General features: G+C 70.8%; 14 protein-coding genes. 11 read left to right on the top strand and 3 right to left on the bottom strand.

Going from position 1 to position 16,983, the window contains the following annotated elements; genetic code table 11:
* Positions 1 to 7 precede the first annotated feature (7 nt).
* Positions 8 to 1,213, bottom strand: a complete 1,206-nt coding sequence (gene hppD, locus MED15_RS06515) for a 4-hydroxyphenylpyruvate dioxygenase (protein WP_112588126.1) — start codon at positions 1,211 to 1,213, stop codon at positions 8 to 10.
* Between the two features lie 139 nt (positions 1,214 to 1,352).
* Here hppD and MED15_RS06520 point away from each other — a divergent pair, with 139 nt between their 5' ends.
* From MED15_RS06520 to MED15_RS06540, 5 genes are all read left to right on the top strand, one after another.
* Positions 1,353 to 1,856: an Lrp/AsnC family transcriptional regulator gene (locus MED15_RS06520; RefSeq protein ID WP_112588124.1), complete on the top strand. Its 504-nt coding sequence runs from the start codon at positions 1,353 to 1,355 to the stop codon at positions 1,854 to 1,856.
* Positions 1,857 to 1,928: 72 nt separating this feature from the next.
* On the top strand, positions 1,929 to 3,371 hold the full coding sequence (locus MED15_RS06525; protein ID WP_425271072.1) for an outer membrane protein assembly factor BamB family protein: 1,443 nt from the start codon (positions 1,929 to 1,931) through the stop codon (positions 3,369 to 3,371).
* Between the two features lie 126 nt (positions 3,372 to 3,497).
* Positions 3,498 to 5,165: a fumarate hydratase gene (locus MED15_RS06530; protein WP_091403108.1), complete on the top strand. Its 1,668-nt coding sequence runs from the start codon at positions 3,498 to 3,500 to the stop codon at positions 5,163 to 5,165.
* 259 nt (positions 5,166 to 5,424) lie between these two features.
* Positions 5,425 to 8,403 (top strand): AfsR/SARP family transcriptional regulator, encoded by a 2,979-nt coding sequence (locus MED15_RS06535; RefSeq protein ID WP_112735016.1) that lies wholly within the window; start codon positions 5,425 to 5,427, stop codon positions 8,401 to 8,403.
* A 35-nt stretch (positions 8,404 to 8,438) separates the two neighbouring features.
* The gene (locus tag MED15_RS06540) at positions 8,439 to 9,848 is read left to right on the top strand and encodes a class II fumarate hydratase (RefSeq protein WP_181518450.1); all 1,410 of its coding nucleotides are present in this window, start codon (positions 8,439 to 8,441) and stop codon (positions 9,846 to 9,848) included.
* Between the two features lie 19 nt (positions 9,849 to 9,867).
* Here the strand turns inward: MED15_RS06540 and MED15_RS06545 are convergent, their stop codons facing one another.
* A complete protein-coding gene (locus MED15_RS06545; protein ID WP_112601553.1) occupies positions 9,868 to 10,158 on the bottom strand; it encodes a hypothetical protein in 291 nt (96 codons plus the stop codon).
* Between the two features lie 830 nt (positions 10,159 to 10,988).
* Between MED15_RS06545 and MED15_RS06550 the strand changes: the two genes are divergently transcribed.
* From MED15_RS06550 to MED15_RS06560, 3 genes are all read left to right on the top strand, one after another.
* On the top strand, positions 10,989 to 11,801 hold the full coding sequence (locus tag MED15_RS06550) for a helix-turn-helix domain-containing protein (RefSeq protein ID WP_112601578.1): 813 nt from the start codon (positions 10,989 to 10,991) through the stop codon (positions 11,799 to 11,801).
* A complete protein-coding gene (locus MED15_RS06555) occupies positions 11,792 to 11,974 on the top strand; it encodes a DUF397 domain-containing protein (RefSeq protein WP_112601554.1) in 183 nt (60 codons plus the stop codon). The genes MED15_RS06550 and MED15_RS06555 overlap by 10 nt, the downstream gene beginning before the upstream one ends.
* A gap of 97 nt (positions 11,975 to 12,071) precedes the next feature.
* The gene (locus tag MED15_RS06560) at positions 12,072 to 12,671 is read left to right on the top strand and encodes a GNAT family N-acetyltransferase (protein ID WP_112699293.1); all 600 of its coding nucleotides are present in this window, start codon (positions 12,072 to 12,074) and stop codon (positions 12,669 to 12,671) included.
* Here the strand turns inward: MED15_RS06560 and MED15_RS06565 are convergent.
* The gene (locus MED15_RS06565; RefSeq protein ID WP_091403587.1) at positions 12,638 to 13,183 is read right to left on the bottom strand and encodes a CGNR zinc finger domain-containing protein; all 546 of its coding nucleotides are present in this window, start codon (positions 13,181 to 13,183) and stop codon (positions 12,638 to 12,640) included. The genes MED15_RS06560 and MED15_RS06565 overlap by 34 nt on opposite strands.
* An 86-nt stretch (positions 13,184 to 13,269) precedes the next feature.
* Here MED15_RS06565 and MED15_RS06570 point away from each other — a divergent pair, with 86 nt between their 5' ends.
* The 3 genes from MED15_RS06570 to MED15_RS06580 all read left to right on the top strand — a co-directional run bounded on the left by MED15_RS06570 (position 13,270) and on the right by MED15_RS06580 (position 16,938).
* Positions 13,270 to 14,235, top strand: a complete 966-nt coding sequence (locus MED15_RS06570; protein WP_112699294.1) for an EamA family transporter — start codon at positions 13,270 to 13,272, stop codon at positions 14,233 to 14,235.
* A 97-nt stretch (positions 14,236 to 14,332) separates the two neighbouring features.
* Positions 14,333 to 15,028, top strand: a complete 696-nt coding sequence (locus tag MED15_RS06575) for an HAD family hydrolase (protein WP_112735017.1) — start codon at positions 14,333 to 14,335, stop codon at positions 15,026 to 15,028.
* Between the two features lie 191 nt (positions 15,029 to 15,219).
* Entirely contained in the window at positions 15,220 to 16,938 is a 1,719-nt protein-coding gene (locus tag MED15_RS06580; protein WP_112735045.1) for a S8 family serine peptidase, read from the top strand.
* Positions 16,939 to 16,983: the final 45 nt, after the last annotated feature.

Genomic DNA, 16,983 nt, shown 5'->3' on the forward strand with positions numbered 1-16,983 from the left:
GCAAGTGTTACAGGTTGCCGCGGGCTTCCTGCTCCCGCTCGATCGCCTGGAAGAGCGCCTTGAAGTTGCCCTTGCCGAAGCCCAGCGAGCCGTGCCGCTCGATCAGCTCGAAGAAGACAGTGGGACGGTCCTGCACCGGCTTGGTGAAGATCTGGAGCAGGTAGCCGTCCTCGTCCCGGTCGACCAGGATCTTGCGGGCCTTCAGCTCCTCGATCGGCACCCGCACCTTGCCGATCCGCTCGCGCAGCTCCGGGTCGTCGTAGTACGAGTCCGGCGTGTCCAGGAAGTCGACACCGGCCGCGCGCATCGCGTCGACGCTGGCCAGGATGTCGTTGGTGGCGACGGCGATGTGCTGCGCGCCCGGGCCCTGGTAGAACTCCAGGTACTCGTCGATCTGGGACTTCTTGCGGGCGATCGCCGGCTCGTTGAGCGGGAACTTCACCTTGCGGGTGCCGTTCGCCACGACCTTGCTCATCAGCGCCGAGTAGTCGGTGGCGATGTCGTCACCGACGAACTCCGCCATGTTCGAGAAGCCCATCACCCGCTTGTAGAACTCGACCCACTCGTCCATCCGGCCCAGCTCCACGTTGCCGACCACGTGGTCGACGGCCTGGAAGAAGCGCTTCGGCTGGATGCCGGCGTCGATCATCGGCTGCCGGTCCACGATCGGGCCCCGGGCCACGAAGCCGGGCAGGAACGGGCCGGTGTAGCGGGACCGGTCGACCAGCGTGTGCCGGGTGTCGCCGTACGCGGCGATGGCGGCCATCCGGACGGTGCCGTGCTCGTCGGTCACCTCGTGCGGCTCGACGACGCTGGCGGCACCCTGCGCGATGGCGTGCGCGTACGCGGCGTCCACGTTCGGGACCTCCAGCGCGATGTCGCTGATCCCGTCGCTGTGCCGGGCCACGTGCTCGGCGCCCTCGGCGTCCGGGCGCACCGCGCCGGTCAGCACGAACCGGGCCGAGCCGCTGGTCAGCACGTACTGGGCGTGGTCCCGGTAGCCCTGCTCGGGGCCGCGGTACGCCACGCAGGTCATGCCGAAGGCGGTGGAGTAGTAGTGGGCGGCCTGCTTGGCGTTGCCGACCAGGAAGTGCACGTGGTCGAGGCCCCGAACCGGGAACGGGTCGTGGCTGATGTCGTGGTCGACAGCGCCGACGAGCCGGTCGACGTCGACGTCCTCGGTCGACTGGGGTCGGTCGATCGCCTGGGTCATGGTGGGCTCCCTCGCGTACCGGCCGGCCTTGTGGGCCGCCGTGGTCGGTTCTTGTGGCGAGGATCGCTGCCCCGGCATCGAGTGGGCAACTGTTGCCAGAAATGCTGGTCAGGTTGCGCATTCGGTATGGTCTTCACTCATGAATGGTGAGCAGAATGTACAGCTCGACGCGCTCGACGTGCGCTTGATCGAACTGCTCGCCGAGGAGCCGCGGATCGGGGTGCTGGAGTGCTCCCGGCGGCTCGGCGTGGCCCGGGGCACCGTGCAGGCGAGGCTGGACAAGCTCATCGAGCGGGGGGTCATCAAAGGCTTCGGCCCCGAGATCGCGCCGGCCGCGATCGGGTTCGGGGTGACCAGCTTCGTCACCCTGGAGATCAGTCAGCGGCACGGCCACGACCCGGTCACCGCCCACCTCGCCGCCATCCCCGAGGTGCTGGAGGCGCACACCATCACCGGCTCCAGCGACCTGCTCTGCCGGATCGTGGCCCGCTCCAACACCGACCTGCAACGGGTCATCGACCAGATCGTCTCGTCCGCCGGCATCACCCGCGCCTCGACGATCATCGCGCTGGCCGAGCAGATCCCCTACCGCACGCTGCCGTTGGTGCGTAGCGCTGTTCGGGCCGAGGGAAGGGTGCTGTAACACCTCCGAGCGCAGAAAGCGCGGCGACACGGCGGCGCGGGCGTACGGAAGATCCGTGATCGTGGCTACGGTGTGCGGGTGGCGAAGGGGAGCGTGCGCGGTGGGCTGCTGCTCGGCCTCGCCGTGGTCGTCGCGCTCGCCGCCACCGGCGTGTGGAACCCGTTCCCCGGCCTGTGGGACTGGGTGGACCGCAGCGAACCCATCTCCGAGCCCGACGTGGTCTGGCAGCAGCGGGTCGGCGGCACTCCGCGCAGCGTGACCATCGCCGGCGACGCCGTCGTGGTCGAGCAGCGCACCCGGGTCGAGGCTCGCAGCCTGGCCACCGGCGCCCAACTCTGGGAGCGCAAGGCGGACTGGGCGGCGGTCGCCGGCGGCGACCGCGACTCGGTCGTGGCCGTGGGCAAGCTCCTGGTCAAGGGGTACGAGCTGCTCGACCCGACGACCGGGGTGACCCGGCGGCGTGACGATGACGCGGTGGCCGTCTGGACGTACCGCAACCTGCTCCTCGACGCCAGGTGCACGGACGCCACCGACTGCACCCTGAGCGCCTGGGACCCGCGTGGCACCGCGCCGCTCTGGACGGCCTTCCTGCCCGGGGTGCACAGCGGCCTGCTCGCCGACAATCCGGGTCTGCGCGGCACCCGCCGGCTCACCGCCACCCGGATCGACGACGGCGTGGCCGGGGCGGAAGCCGCGCCACCGCTGCTCGGCTTCCCGGTCGACGGTCGGGTCCACGTGGTCGACACCGCCACCGGCCGGGTGTTGCAGAACGTCGAGCCCGGCCGGGAGGAGCGGCTCTCCGTGGTGGGCGGCCGGCTGCTGCGGATCGCCGCCCGCTCCCAGGACGGCACCTGTTACTTCGCCATCTCCGCCCGGGACTCGGCGACCGGGCAGGAGGCCTGGCAGCGGGCCGGCATCAACCTGCGCACCGCCGACACCGCCGGCTGCGTGCAACGCGAGGACCCGCAAGGTGCGCGGAACGTGCTGATCGGCGTCGCCCCGGACGGCCGCGAGGCGGTCATCGACGGGTACGACGGCCGGCTGCTCTGGGTCGGTGAGCCGGGCACGAAGTTGATCGCGGTGGACGACCGTTCGGCGGTGTTCCGGGCCGCCGACAAGCGCTCGGTCATCGCCCGCGAGTTGGGCACCGAGAAGGTGCTCTGGACGCGACAGGCCAGCGGCAAGGCCGGGGCCGCGCTCACCCCGTACGCGGTGGTGGTGGCCGACGAGAAGCCGTCCCGGCTGGCGGCACTGGACCCGCGCACCGGCCGGGAGTTGGCCGTCCTGCGCACCTCGGCGAACGTCCTCGCCGTCGGGTCACAGGGCATGATCATCGGCGAGGGGCGGGAGATCGGGTACGTCCGCTTCGGCGCGTCCGGAAGCTCGCCCACCCGACCGCCCGGCGACGGTGGGAATCCCGGGCCGGGCGGCCCTGGCCCCGGCGGGCCGAACAACGGCGACTGCGGGCCGAAGGGGGAACTCTGCCCCGACCCGGGCGGCGGCAAGGACGGTTGAGCGGGCGGTTCGCCCGATGATCCACCGGGCGTACGGGGCCCGGCACGCCCGGCGGATGAGAGCGGCGTCCCAGGACCCGCCCGGCGGGTGGGAGTGATCGACCGGTCTGCCCTAGGCTTGCCGCTCATGAGCAGTGCCGCCGCATTCTCGTACGCCCCTCTGCTGCCGACCGGCCCGGACCAGACGGATTATCGCCTGGTCACCGACGAGGGCGTGGACGTCGTACACGGCCCGGGAGGCCGTCGGTTCCTCACCGTGGAGCCGGCCGCGCTCACCGCGCTGACCGCCGAGGCGATGCACGACATCGCGCACTTCCTGCGCCCCGCGCACCTGGCGCAGCTCCGGGCGATCATCGACGACCCGGCCGCCTCGCCGAACGACCGGTTCGTCGCGCTGGACCTGCTGCGCAACGCCAACATCGCCGCCGGCGGTGTCCTGCCCATGTGCCAGGACACCGGCACCGCCATCGTGATGGGCAAACGTGGTCGGCACGTGCTGACCGACGGTGCCGACGCGGAGGCCATCTCGCGGGGCGTCTACCAGGCGTACACCAAGCTCAATCTGCGCTACTCCCAGCTCGCCCCGCTGACCATGTGGGACGAGCGGAACACCGGCAGCAACCTGCCCGCCCAGGTGGACCTGTACGCCGAGGACCCGGACGGGCACCCCGACGCGTACAAGTTCCTGTTCATGGCCAAGGGCGGTGGCTCGGCCAACAAGTCGTACCTCTACCAGGAGACGAAGGCGCTGCTCAATCCAACGCGGATGATGCAGTTTCTGGAGGAGAAGCTGCGGCTGATCGGCACCGCCGCCTGCCCGCCGTACCACCTGGCCATCGTCATCGGCGGCACCTCCGCCGAGTACGCGCTGAAGACCGCGAAGTACGCCAGCGCCAAGTATCTTGACGCGCTGCCGACAGCGGGTTCGATGAGTGCGCACGGCTTCCGTGACCTGGAGCTGGAGGCGGAGGTGCTGGAGCTGACCCGCAACTTCGGCATCGGCGCCCAGTTCGGTGGGCGGTACTTCTGCCACGACGTACGGGTGGTCCGGTTGCCCCGGCACGGTGCGTCCTGCCCGGTGGCGATCGCTGTCTCCTGCTCGGCGGACCGTCAGGCCGTCGCCAAGATCACCCCGTCGGGCGTGTGGCTGGAGCGCCTCGAAACCGACCCGGCGCGGTTCCTGCCCGACGTGACCGACGATTCGCTCGACGCCGAGCTGGTGGTCCGGGTCGACCTGAACCGGCCGATGGACGAGATCCGCGCCGAGCTGTCGAAGTACCCGGTGAAGACGCGACTCTCGCTCTCCGGGCCGCTCGTGGTCGCCCGGGACATCGCCCACGCAAAGATCGCCGAGCGGTTGGACGCCGGGGAGCCGATGCCGCAGTACCTGCGTGACCACGCGGTCTACTACGCCGGCCCGGCGAAGACCCCCGAGGGGTACGCGTCCGGCTCGTTCGGCCCGACCACCGCCGGCCGGATGGACGCCTACGTGGAGAAGTTCCAGGCCGCCGGCGGCTCCCAGGTGATGCTGGCCAAGGGCAACCGGTCGGGTCAGGTGACCCGCTCCTGCCAGCAGCACGGCGGCTTCTACCTCGGCTCGATCGGCGGCCCAGCAGCCCGCCTCGCGCAGGACTGCATCAAGCACGTCGAGGTGCTCGAATACGCGGAGCTGGGCATGGAGGCGGTCTGGAAGATCGAGGTGGAGGACTTCCCCGCCTTCATCGTGGTCGACGACAAGGGCAACGACTTCTTCGCCGAGGTGACCAAGCCGGTGCTCACCGTCGGCCGCCGCTGACCCGACAGGTACGCCAACGGGCGCCGGGCGAACTCGCCCGGCGCCCGTTCTGTCGCCCGTGCTCTGCCGACATCGGTACGCCCGCCCCGCTGGGGTGGGACGGGCGCACCGCCCCCGTCGGATGCCGTCACCGACAACCCGGAATGAGTGTGCTGCGCACCGCTGTCGATCCGCTCTCAGATCACTATCGCCTGACCGAGGCGGTCTGTTACCACCGGACTACTCTGCTGGAAGTTGCACCACTGACGCGGGAGAGCAGATGCGGTTCGGGATCCTGGGGCCCCTGCGGGTGGGCGGTGGCGAGTCCACTGTCACCGCCGGGCGCGACCGGATCGTGCTCGCCATGCTCTTGTTGCGGGCCGGCCGGCTCGTGCCGGTCGACGAGCTGGTCGACGCGGTGTGGGAGGACCGCCCGCCGGCCACCGCCCGTGCGCAGTTGCAGACCTGCGTGTCGCGGTTGCGCCGCCGCTTCACCGAACTCGAACTGGCGCCGGACCTCATCGTCACCGACCCGGCGGGGTACGGGGTGCGTACCGCACCGACCGACCTGGACGCCGAGGTCTTCACCCGGGGCGTGGAGGCGGCCCGAGCCGCCGCCACCGCCGGTCGACTGGTCGACGCCCGTGTCGAATTCCGCGCCGCCCTGGCGTTGTGGCGCGGGCCTGCGCTGGGTGGAATCCCGAGCCGGAGCGTCCGCCGCCGTGCACAGGCACTCGACGAGCAGCGCCTCACCGCCCTGGAGGAGTGCGTCGACGTCGAGCTGCGCCTTGGTCAGGCAGCCGAGCTCATCGAGGAGCTCGCGGAGAGCGTCGACCGGCATCCGTTGCGGGAGCGGCTGCGCGGCCAACTGATGCTGGCGCTGTCCGCGGTCGGGCGGCAGGCCGACGCGCTCGCGGTCTACCGGGAGGGCCGGCGGTTCTACGCCGACGAGTTGGGCATCGAGCCGGGCGTCGAGTTGCAGGAGCTGCACCAGCGGGTACTCGCCGGTGACCTGGCCCTGGCCGGTCGGGAGGCGCGGCCGACCGCTCCGGTCCGCTCGCTGCCCCGGGCGATCGGCGACTTCACCGGCCGGCAGCAGACGATGGCCCGCCTGGTCAAGGAGGTGGAGGCCGGGGCCCGGATCCAGCTCATCGACGGCATGGCGGGCAGCGGCAAGACCACCCTCGCGGTGCATCTCGCCACCGCTCTCGCAGACGACTACCCGGACGCCCAGCTCTACATCGACCTGCACGGGCACAGCGAGCGCACTCCGTTGACGCCGGCCGTGGCGGTGGCCACGCTGCTGCGGCAGCTCGGTGTGCCCGCCGAGAGGGTGCCGACGAGCCAGGACGACCGGTTGGCGCTCTGGCGTAGCGAGCTTGCCGGTCGGCGGGCCCTGCTGGTGCTCGACAACGCGGCGACCGCCGACCAGGTGACGCCGCTGCTGCCCAACGGCTCGCACTGCCTGATCCTGATCACCAGCCGCCGCCGGCTGGTCGGGGTGGATGAGGGGCGACCGTCGTCGCTTCCCGTGCTCGACAGTGACGAGGCGGTCGAGTTGCTCGGGCGGGTCGTCGGCGTGGACCGGGTGGCGGCGGAGCCGGAGGCGGCCACCAAGGTCGTCCAGCGCTGCGGACACCTGCCGCTGGCCATCCGGCTGGCCGGTGCCCGGTTGGCACACCGACCCCGTTGGCGCATCGCCGACCTGGCCGAGCGGCTGAGCACCCGGCCGGATCCATTGGCCGAGTTCGAAGCCGGCGAACGGTCCGTCGGCCGGGCCTTCGCCCTGTCGTACGCCCAGGTGTCGCCGGTGGCGCAGCGCGCGTTCCGGTTGCTGGGCCTGCACCCGGGAGTACGGTTCGACAAATCGGTCGCCGCCGTACTGGCCGAGCTGTCCCTACCCGAGGCCCAGGACCTGCTGGACGAGTTGGTCGACGCGCACCTCGTGGAGGAGGCCGAGCCGGGCCGGTACCGGTTGCACGACCTGGTTCGGGAGTACGCGCGGACGCTGGTGGCCGAGCCGGAGCGGACGGTCGAGCGACGGGGCGGCATCGAGCGTCTGCTCGATCACCACCTGCACGTCGCCACGGCGATCGCCCGCGAGAGGGAACTCTCCGCGCTCCGCTCCCTGATTGTGGTGGGGGAGCCGCTCCGTCCTGACCTGGTCATGCTCGTCGCCGAGCAGGGTCGAGCCTGGCTCGACGAGAACCTGGCCGCCTGGACAGCCCTGGTCCGATTGGCGGAGACCGAGGGTTTTCTCCGCTACTGCTGGCAGTTGGCGAGAGCCTGCTGGCACGCCCAGTTCGAGGGCGGTCGCCTGGATGAACTGATTGAGACACACAGCATCGGCCTGCGCGCCGCCGAGGAGTTGGGTGACGACAGGGCGGTGGGGATGATGCTCAACTACCTCGCCTCGGCCCATTACCGGCTGGGTGATTTCCCCACGGCGATCCGGGTGATGGAGAGGTCACTCGACATCTTCCGCCGCCTGGGTCTGCAATACGAGTACCGCAACACCCTGGGCAACCTGGGCACCGCGTACGCGGCCAACTTCCAGTTCCGCCGGGCTCGCGAGTCCTACGACGCTGCTCGGGCGCTGGCGACGCGGATGGGCGACACGACGGCGCTGGCGAACGAACTCAACAACCTGACGATCACCCTACTGCTCTGGGGACGGCACGACGAGGCGCTGCACACCGCTCGGCGGCACCTGGGGATCGCCCGCGAAATCGGCGACATGCGGCGGCTCGGCAACGCCTTCGGGCACCTCGGGATGGTCCGGCATCGGATGGGCGACGTGGCGCCGGCCGCACGGTTGCTGCGGGTGGCGCTGCGCTTCAAGCGCCAGATGGGCGCCCGCTTCGGTGAGGGTGAGGTGCTCAACGAGATCGGGATGATGGAACGGGAGGCCGGCCGTCCGGAAGAGGCCGCTGATCTGCACCGTGCAGCGCTGGTCGCGATGACCGAGGCGGGGGATCGCATCGGCCAGTGCGGCTCGCGCAATCTGCTGGCCCGAGCCATCCTGGATCAGGGGGACGTGAGCAGCGCGCTCGACCTGCATCGTCGGGTACTCGTCGACGCCACCGGGCTGGGTTCCCTACACGAGCAGGGTCGGGCGCTGGAGGGCATCGCCCGCTGTCTGCTGGCGACCGACCCGGCGGCGGCGCGGGCGCACCTGACCCGGGCGCTGGCGCTGTTCCGGCAGATCGAGTCGCCGGACCAGCACGAGGTGGAACGGCTGCTCACCGAGTTGGGCTGACGGATCATCTGCGAGTCGGCCACGGGCGCGGCAGGATGGTACGCGTGACGACTCCAGAGGCGACCGGTTACCGCATCGAACGCGACTCGATGGGCGAGGTGGAGGTGCCCGCCGAGGCGCTGTGGCGGGCGCAGACCCAGCGCGCGGTGCAGAACTTCCCGATTTCCGGCCGGGGCCTCGAACCGGCCCAGATCAAGGCCCTCGCCCAGATCAAGGGCGCGGCGGCCGAGGTCAACGGCGAGCTGGGCGTGATCGACGCCAACGTGGCCGCCGCAATCGCCGCCGCCGCCGCGCACGTGGCCGACGGTGGTTACGACGACCAGTTCCCGGTGGACGTGTTCCAGACCGGCTCCGGCACCTCGTCGAACATGAACACCAACGAGGTGATTGCGACCCTGGCCAGCCGGGAGCTGGGCTCCCCGGTGCATCCGAACGACCACGTCAACGCCTCCCAGTCGAGCAACGACGTCTTCCCGTCCTCGATCCACCTGGCGGCCACCCAGTTCATCGTCGAAGACCTGCTGCCGTCGCTGGCGCACCTGGCGTCGGCGTTGGAGGCCAAGGCCGCCGAGTTCGAGACGGTGGTCAAGGCCGGGCGTACCCACCTGATGGACGCCACCCCGGTCACCCTCGGCCAGGAGTTCGGCGGGTACGCCGCCCAGGTCCGCTACGGGATCGAACGGCTGGAGGGCGCTCTGCCCCGACTGGCCGAGCTGCCGTTGGGCGGCACCGCCGTCGGCACCGGGATCAACACCCCGCTCGGCTTCGCCGCCGCCGTGATCGACAAGCTGCGCGAGTCGACCGGGTTGCCGCTGAGCGAGGCGCGTAACCACTTCGAGGCGCAGGGCGCGCGGGACGCGTTGGTGGAGACCTCGGGGCAGCTACGGACCGTGGCGATCGGCCTCTACAAGATCGCCAACGACATCCGCTGGATGGGCTCCGGCCCCCGCGCCGGTCTGCGCGAACTGCGTATCCCGGACCTCCAGCCTGGCTCGTCGATCATGCCCGGCAAGGTCAACCCGGTGGTCGCCGAGGCGATGCGGCAGGTCTGCGCCCAGGTGATCGGCAACGACGCGACCGTCGGGTTCGCCGGCTCACAGGGCGACTTCGAGCTGAACGTGATGCTCCCGGTGATGGGCCGCAATCTGCTGGAGTCGATCCGGCTGCTCTCCGCTGTGAGCCGGCTCTTCGCCGACCGGCTGGTGGTCGGCCTGGTCGCGGACGCCGAGGTCTGTCTGGCGTACGCCGAAGGCTCACCGTCGATCGTCACCCCACTCAACCGCTACCTGGGGTACGACGAGGCCGCGTCGATCGCCAAGGAGGCGCTGGCCAAGCAGACCTCGATCCGCGAGGTGGTCATCTCCCGGGGCCACGTCGACTCCGGAAAGCTCACCGAGACCCAGTTGGACGAGACGTTGGACCTGCTCCGGATGACCCACCCCTGACCCGGCTCGCCTGCCCCGGTCAGGGTAGGTGCCGTGGTCTCGCCCAGCCGAGGAAGCGGGTGAAGAGCGCGGCGGGGTCGGGGCCGTCGTGCGGGTTGAGTCGGTACAGGTCGGCAGCGGCCTCGTGCAGGGCCATGCACAGGTAGATGTTCAACCCGATGCGGTCGTGCGCGTACTCATGGCGCAGGGTGAGTCGGGCGACCGGGCACGGCCAGGGCGCGGCGCACACCCGGCAGAGCCAGAGCGGGCGCAGCGGCAGGTGCGGTCGGCGTGGTGTCGTCGCGCGGCCGTCCGGGGCGGTCCGGGACATGCGGCGGCCTTCCTTTCGACCTGAATCGTTTGTGGCATCACCACGCCCCCGGGGCTCGCCCCCGGGCCGGACTGCGCCAAGATCGTGCTCGACCCTGGATGTAGTGGCTTCCGCATGTCAGGACCCCACTCTTTCCAGGATCGAGCACGATCTTGCGTGGTCGGTCGGGGCTGCCAGTGGGGTCCGGTGGCCGAAGTGGTCGGTCGGTTGGTGGGCGTGGTCGGGTGCTGAGCGCGGCTGGAATGGTGGGCATGGCCGGCCGGGTCGGCATGGTCCGCCGGGTCGGCCTGGGTGACCTGGTCGGCCGGGGTGGCCGGGGTGGCCGGTGTGGGCGTGGTCGGGGATGTCTTGGGCGGATGCTTTGGACCTGACTCGTTTGTGGCATCGCCTCCGCTTGTCCTGGTGGGTGCGCTCTGATCGTGGCTCGCTCTGGCCGTGGCTCCCCGCGGTGTGGCTCGGTCCGGCTGTGGCTCGGTCCGGCTGTGGCTCGCTGCGGGGTGGCTCGCTCGACCGTGGCTCGCTCGACCGTGGCTCGCTCGGCCGTGGCTCGCTCGGCCGTGGCTCGCTCGGGCGTGGCTCGCTCGGGCGTGGCTCGGTCCGGCTGTGGGTGTCCGGGAGGTGGGACCGCCCGGCACGGGGGAGCGGGCGGTCCCGTGCGGCGCCGGCAGATCCCGGGGGACGGGGAGCGGCGCCGCGCTTCACAGTCTGGTGATCAGGCGACTACGGTCGGAAGGGTTTGGCCGCGTCGTCATAGTCGCCCTGTTTTGGGTGGCACCGCCGCTGGCGGCCGGCTGGAGATGATCGTCGGCGGGGTGGAGGGCGGGCACGGCATGGCCGATGGACAGATGACGGCGGCGGCGTTCCTGATCGCGGAGCTGCGCCGTGCGCGGGTCCGGCGCGGTTGGAGTCAGGACGAGTTGGCCAAGGCGGTCAACTACTCGGCGTCGATGGTCAGCGCCGTCGAGCTGGGTCAGCAGCCGCCCACCGCGAAGTACCTGGAACTCGTCGACCGCGCCCTGGACACCGGCGGCCTCTTCGGCCGGATGTCCACCGAACTGGTCAGCCTGGACCGGGCGCAGCCCTGGCTACGCGGCTGGCAGGCGATCTTCGAGCAGGCGCGCGCGGTCCGCTGGTACGAGCCTCGGTACGTGCCGGGGCTCTTCCAGACGGAGGACTATGCGCGAGCCGTCTTCGAGGCGGGCGGCCTGCTCGCCCCCGAGGAGGTCGACCGGCGACTGACCGCCCGGATGGAGCGTCAGGACGTGCTGCACAGCGAGCGTGCGCCGCAGATCGTGGCGGTGCTGGACGAGGCGGTGCTGCGGCGACGGGTAGGTGGACGGAAGGTGATGCGCGACCAGACGCTGCACCTGGTCGGCATCGCCACCGCGCACCCTCGGGTCCGGCTGCACGTGGTGCCGCGATCCGCCGAGGAGTACCCGGGGCTCGGCGGGCAGTTCGCGCTCGCCGCCCTGCCCGACGGCACGGAACTGGCCTATCTGGAGTGCCAGGTTCGCGGCCAGGAGCTGGACCAGCCGCAGGATCTGTTGCGGTTGCAGCGGGTCTGGGAGGCTACCTTGGGCGAAGCCCTGCCCCCGCAGGCGTCGATCGAGTTGATGAACGAGGTGGCCGAGTCGTGGAGTTGACCGACGCTCGCTGGCGCAAGAGCAGTCGCAGCAACCAGGACAACTTTTGCGTCGAGGTCGCGACGAATCTCGGGGACGTGGTCGGCGTGCGAGACAGCAAGGACTCGGACGGGCCCGTGCTCGTTGTCGACGCGTACTCCTGGCGGCTCTTCGTGGGCGCGCCCCCGCGCTGACCCGACCGCCTCGCCCGCGACGGCGGTCTGGTTTTCCGCGCACCTGGCCCTGATAAACGGCTCGACGGGGTCCTAAACGGCACGGATGATCCGAGCCATGGGTGACGATGGCGCGGCGGTGCCGGCGGGGACCGAGCGGCTGCGGTTGCGGCGGCTGACCATGGCCGACGTGGACGCGCTGGTCGAGTTGGACAGAGACCCCGAGGTGATGCGTTTCCTCACCGGGGGCGTCGCGACCCCGCTGGCCACCGTGCGCAACGAGCAGTTGCCGAGGCTGCTGGCGCAGTACGACAGATATCCCGGGCTGGGTCGGTGGGCGGCGCACGACCGGGAGTCCGGCGAGTTCCTGGGTTGGTTCGCGTTGGACCCGTCGGCGGACGGCACCGAGGCCGAGTTGGGCTATCGGCTGCGCCGCTCGACGTGGGGGCGCGGGCTGGCCACCGAGGGGTCGCGGGCGTTGGTCCGGTACGCCTTCGACACCGTCGGGGTGCGTCGGGTCTGGGCCGAGACGATGACTGTCAACGAACGCTCCCGGCGGGTGATGGTGAAGGCCGGGCTGCACTACGTGCGGACCTTCCACCTCCAGTGGGACGACCCGATTCCGGGCACCGAGCAGGGCGAGGTGGAGTACGAGGTGCGGGCGGAGGAGTGGGCGACCGTCGGTCAGGAGCGGCCGGCGGCCCGGCGGGCGCGGTAGGCGGTCACCGCGGCGCGGTTGCCGCAGCCGGCCTCGCAGAACCGCCGGGACCTGTTGCGGGACAGGTCGACGACGACGTTGTCGCAGTCCGGGTATTCGCAGATCCGCAATCGGCTCAGCTCGCCGGTCCGGACCAGGTCGGCCATCGCCATGGCGGCTTCGACCGCGATCCGGGTGGCCAGCGGTGCGTCGCGGGGAACGGCGTGCAGGTGGTACGGCTCGTCGTCGTGCTCGATGAGCTGAGGCAGCGCCTTGTGTTCCAGCAGCAGGCCGTTGACCACCGCGACGATCTCGGGTGGTTCGGCGTACCAGATGCGGCGCAGTTGGGGCCGCAGCTCCCGTACGGCGCGCAACTCGGCCTCGGTGTGCTCGTGCCGGCCGCTGTAGGAGTGGCGGACGAAGAACGCGTCCAGCGCAGCAATATCGGGCAGCAACTCACCGTCCCGACCTGCGGTGTTGACCAGCGCCGCGGCTGCGATCAGCGAACACTCGGTGTCATGAGCGAATAGCAACTTGACTCCTGTCAGGGCTTCCGCCTAGCGTCATCAGTACGAGGATAGTTTGCTCATGACACGGTGCCCATCCCGAGGAGCGCGACATGCACTCACGATCTGCTGCCGGCATCGGGTTGGCGCTGCTCGCCGCAGTCACCTTCGCCACCTCCGGAACCTTCGCCCGTTCGCTCATTGAGGCCGGCTGGTCAGCCGAGTCGGCGGTGATCGCCCGCGTCGGCGTGGCCGCCCTGGTGCTGGCGATTCCCGCCCTGCTGTCGCTGCGGGGTAGATGGGACGTGCTGCGGAGCAACGCCACCGCCATCGGGCTGTTCGGGCTCCTCGGTGTGGGGCTGGCCCAGGTGTGCTTCTTCAACGCCGTGCGCTACCTACCGGTCGGTGTCGCGCTGCTGCTGGAATACCTGGGCATCATCCTCGTCGTGGCCTGGATGTGGCTGCGGCACGGGCAGCCGCCCCGCCGACTCACCGTCGCCGGGTCGGTGGCCGCGCTGGTCGGGCTGGCGTTCGTGCTCGACCTCGCAGGCACCGCCGACTTCCACCCCGTGGGCGTGCTCTGGGGGCTCGGAGCGGCGTTCGGCCTGGCCGGATACTTCGTGCTCGCCGGCCGGGTCGACCCCCGGCTGCCCTCGGTCGCCATGGCCAGCGGCGGAATGGCCGTCGGCGCCGCCATGCTGCTCCTCATCGGGTTGACCGGCCTGCTGCCGCTGCACGCCACCTTCGGCGAGGTCACCTTCGCCGGGCAGCCCACCAGCTGGTTGGTGCCCATCGCCGGGCTGTCGCTGGTGGCCGCCGTCATCGCGTACCTCGCCGGCATCGCCGGCACCCGGATCCTCGGGCCCCGCCTGTCGTCGTTCCTCGGGCTGACCGAGGTGCTCTTCGCGGTGCTGATCGCCTGGCTGTTCCTGAACGAGCTGCCCACCGGCTGGCAGTTGTTCGGCGGTGCGCTGATCGTCGCCGGCGTCGCCCTGGTACGCCTCGACGAGCTGCGCGGGTCGCCCGCGACGCCCGGGCAGCCCACGCCCGAGCCCGAGCTGGCGCTTGACGGTCGGTGAGGTTTGGCGGTCGGGTGCTCCTGATGATCGGGCGATTGCCGGCGGGCGGTGACCTCAGCGGTCGGTGGGTTCCGCGGGCGGTGAGAGGGTGGGCGTTGTGCTGACCACTGTGGTGTTCGACGCTGACGAGACGCTGTTGGACCTGCGTCTGGCCGTCACCGGCGGGCTGGTGGCCGTCCTCGACGAGATGCGGCGACGCACAACTGCGGCGGCCGGGGTGACGCTCGCCGAACTGGAGTCGGACTGGGGCGCGGTCTTCGGCGAGTTGAGCGCCGCCCCGGTGGCGGAGATCCGGCGCGCCGCACTGGCCCGGTCGCTGGCCCGCGCCGCGCTGGTCCACCACCTGGACGAGATCGCGGACCTCTTCTTCGCCCAGCGCTTCGCCCTCACCCGACCGTTTCCGGACGTGCCACCGGCGCTGGCCACGCTGCGCAGCCGGTACACGCTTGGTTTCGCCACAAACGGCAACAGCCGCGCCGAACGGTGCGGGCTCGCCGGCGAGTTCGCCTTCGAGCTGTACGCGCACGAGAACGGCCTGCCCAAGAAGCCGGCCCCGGAGTTTTATGCCGGGGTGGTCGCGGCGGCCGGCGTGCCGGCCGGGCAGATCGTGTACGTCGGCGACTCGTGGGAGCACGACGTGGTGGCGCCTCGGCGGGCCGGCCTGCGATCGGTGTGGCTGAACCGGCTCGGCCTGCCTCGCCCCCTTGGCTGCCCACCCGACGCCGAAGTTTCCAGCATGGCTGACCTGCCCGCCGCGCTGGCGAATCTCGGTGTCGACGCGGTAGGTGTGTAGGTCGAGGAGGACGGTGCGGGTGTCTCTGCGGCCTGTGCCTCCGCGGCGTGTGCCGGTGCGGCCTGTGCCTGTGCGGTCGGGGTGCGGCTCGAACTGGCGGGATTCACGGCCATAACGGGCGCTCAACTGGCGTAATCTGGATCGTTGTTGTGTGATGGCTGCCACGTCCCTCAACGAGAGGATCCGATGTGGTGAGCAAGCGCTTCACCGCCCGTACGGTCGCGACCGCGGCTGTGCTGGCACTTACGGCTACGGGGTTGGGTGTGCCGGCCAACGCCGCGCCGAGCAACTCCAGGACCTTCACCGTCGTCGCCGAGGATGGCGTCGCCACCGACACGGCCGTCGCCGCGATCCGGGCAGCTGGCGGCACTGTGGTGTCCCGGTCCGATGAGGTCGGCATGTTCCAGGTCAGCAGCGACCGGGCCGACTTCGCGGCCAGGGCGACCGCCGCGCCGACGCTGATCGGCGCCGCCGAGCAGAAGGCCATCGGCCGCAAGCCGAAGCTGGACCGGGTCGAGCAGGAGCACCTGCCGGCCGCTGCCGGTGCTCGTGCCGGTGCTGCCGGTGCTGCCAAGAAGGGCGCCAAGCTCGATCCGCTCGATGACAAGCTGTGGGGCCTGGAGATGATCCGGGCCGACAAGGCCCGCAAGATCGAGCCGGGCGACCGTCGGGTGACCGTCGGCGTACTGGACACCGGCGTCGACGCCAGCAACCCGGACATCGCGCCGAACTTCAACTGGTCGCTGTCGCGTAACTTCGCGCCTGACCTGACCGATGTGGACGGCCCCTGCGAGGTGCCGAGCTGCCTCGACCCGGTCGGCACCGACGACGGCGGGCACGGCACCCACGTGGCCGGCACCATCGGCGCCGCGGCCAACGGCTTCGGTCTCTCCGGCGTCGCCCCGAACGTCTCGCTGGTCGAGCTCAAGGGTGGTCAGGACTCCGGCTACTTCTTCCTCGACCCGGTCGTCAACGCCCTGGTCTACGCCGGCCGGTCCGGGATCGACGTGGTCAACATGTCGTTCTATGTCGACCCGTGGCTCTACAACTGCACCGCCAACCCGGCCGACTCGCCCGAGGACCAGGCCGAGCAGCGGGCCATCATCAAGGCGATGAAGCGGGCGCTGGTCTTCGCGCACAACAAGGGCGTCACCCTCGTCGGTGCGCTCGGCAACAACAACGAGGACCTGGGCGCGCCGCGCACCGACGTCACGAGCCCCGACTACGGCGCCGACCCGTATGACCGCCCGATCGACAACGAGAGCTGCTGGGACCTCCCCACCGAGGGCCCGCACGTGATCGGCGTGTCGTCGGTTGGCCCGTCCGGCAAGAAGTCGGACTTCTCCAACTACGGCACCGAGCAGATCTCGGTTGCCGCGCCCGGTGGATTCGCGCGGGACGGCTTCGGGACTCCGACGTACAACACCCCCGGTAACCGGATCCTCTCCAGCTACCCGCTGAAGGTGCTCCAGGAGGAGCCCATCTCCGTCACCATCCCGGACCCCAAGGTGGACGCGGACGGCAACATCGATCCGCGCGTCGCCACGAGCGTGTTCAAGCAGTGCAAGGCCAACGGCGAGTGCGGGTACTACACGTACCTGCAGGGCACCTCGATGGCCTCCCCGCACGCCGCCGGTGTCGCCGCGCTGATCGTCAGCCGGTACGGCAAGGCGCAGGGTCGGACTGGCTTCGGCATGTCGCCGGACCTGGTCGAGCAGCACCTCTACCGCACGGCGGCCGAGCACGCGTGCCCGGAGCCGCGCCTCCAGCAGTACCGCAACGAGGGCCGGGACGAGACCTACGACGCGTACTGCGCCGGTGGGGTCAACTTCAACGGCTTCTACGGCTACGGGATCGTCGACGCCTACGCGGCGGTGAAGACCCCGCTCAAGCCGAGCGCCCGCCCGTAGCGCACATCGCACTGCGGTGGCCCAACCGCCGCCGTCCTCCGGGGC

It is taken from the genome of Micromonospora noduli (assembly GCF_003264475.1).
Taxonomy (GTDB): Bacteria; Actinomycetota; Actinomycetes; order Mycobacteriales; family Micromonosporaceae; genus Micromonospora; species Micromonospora noduli.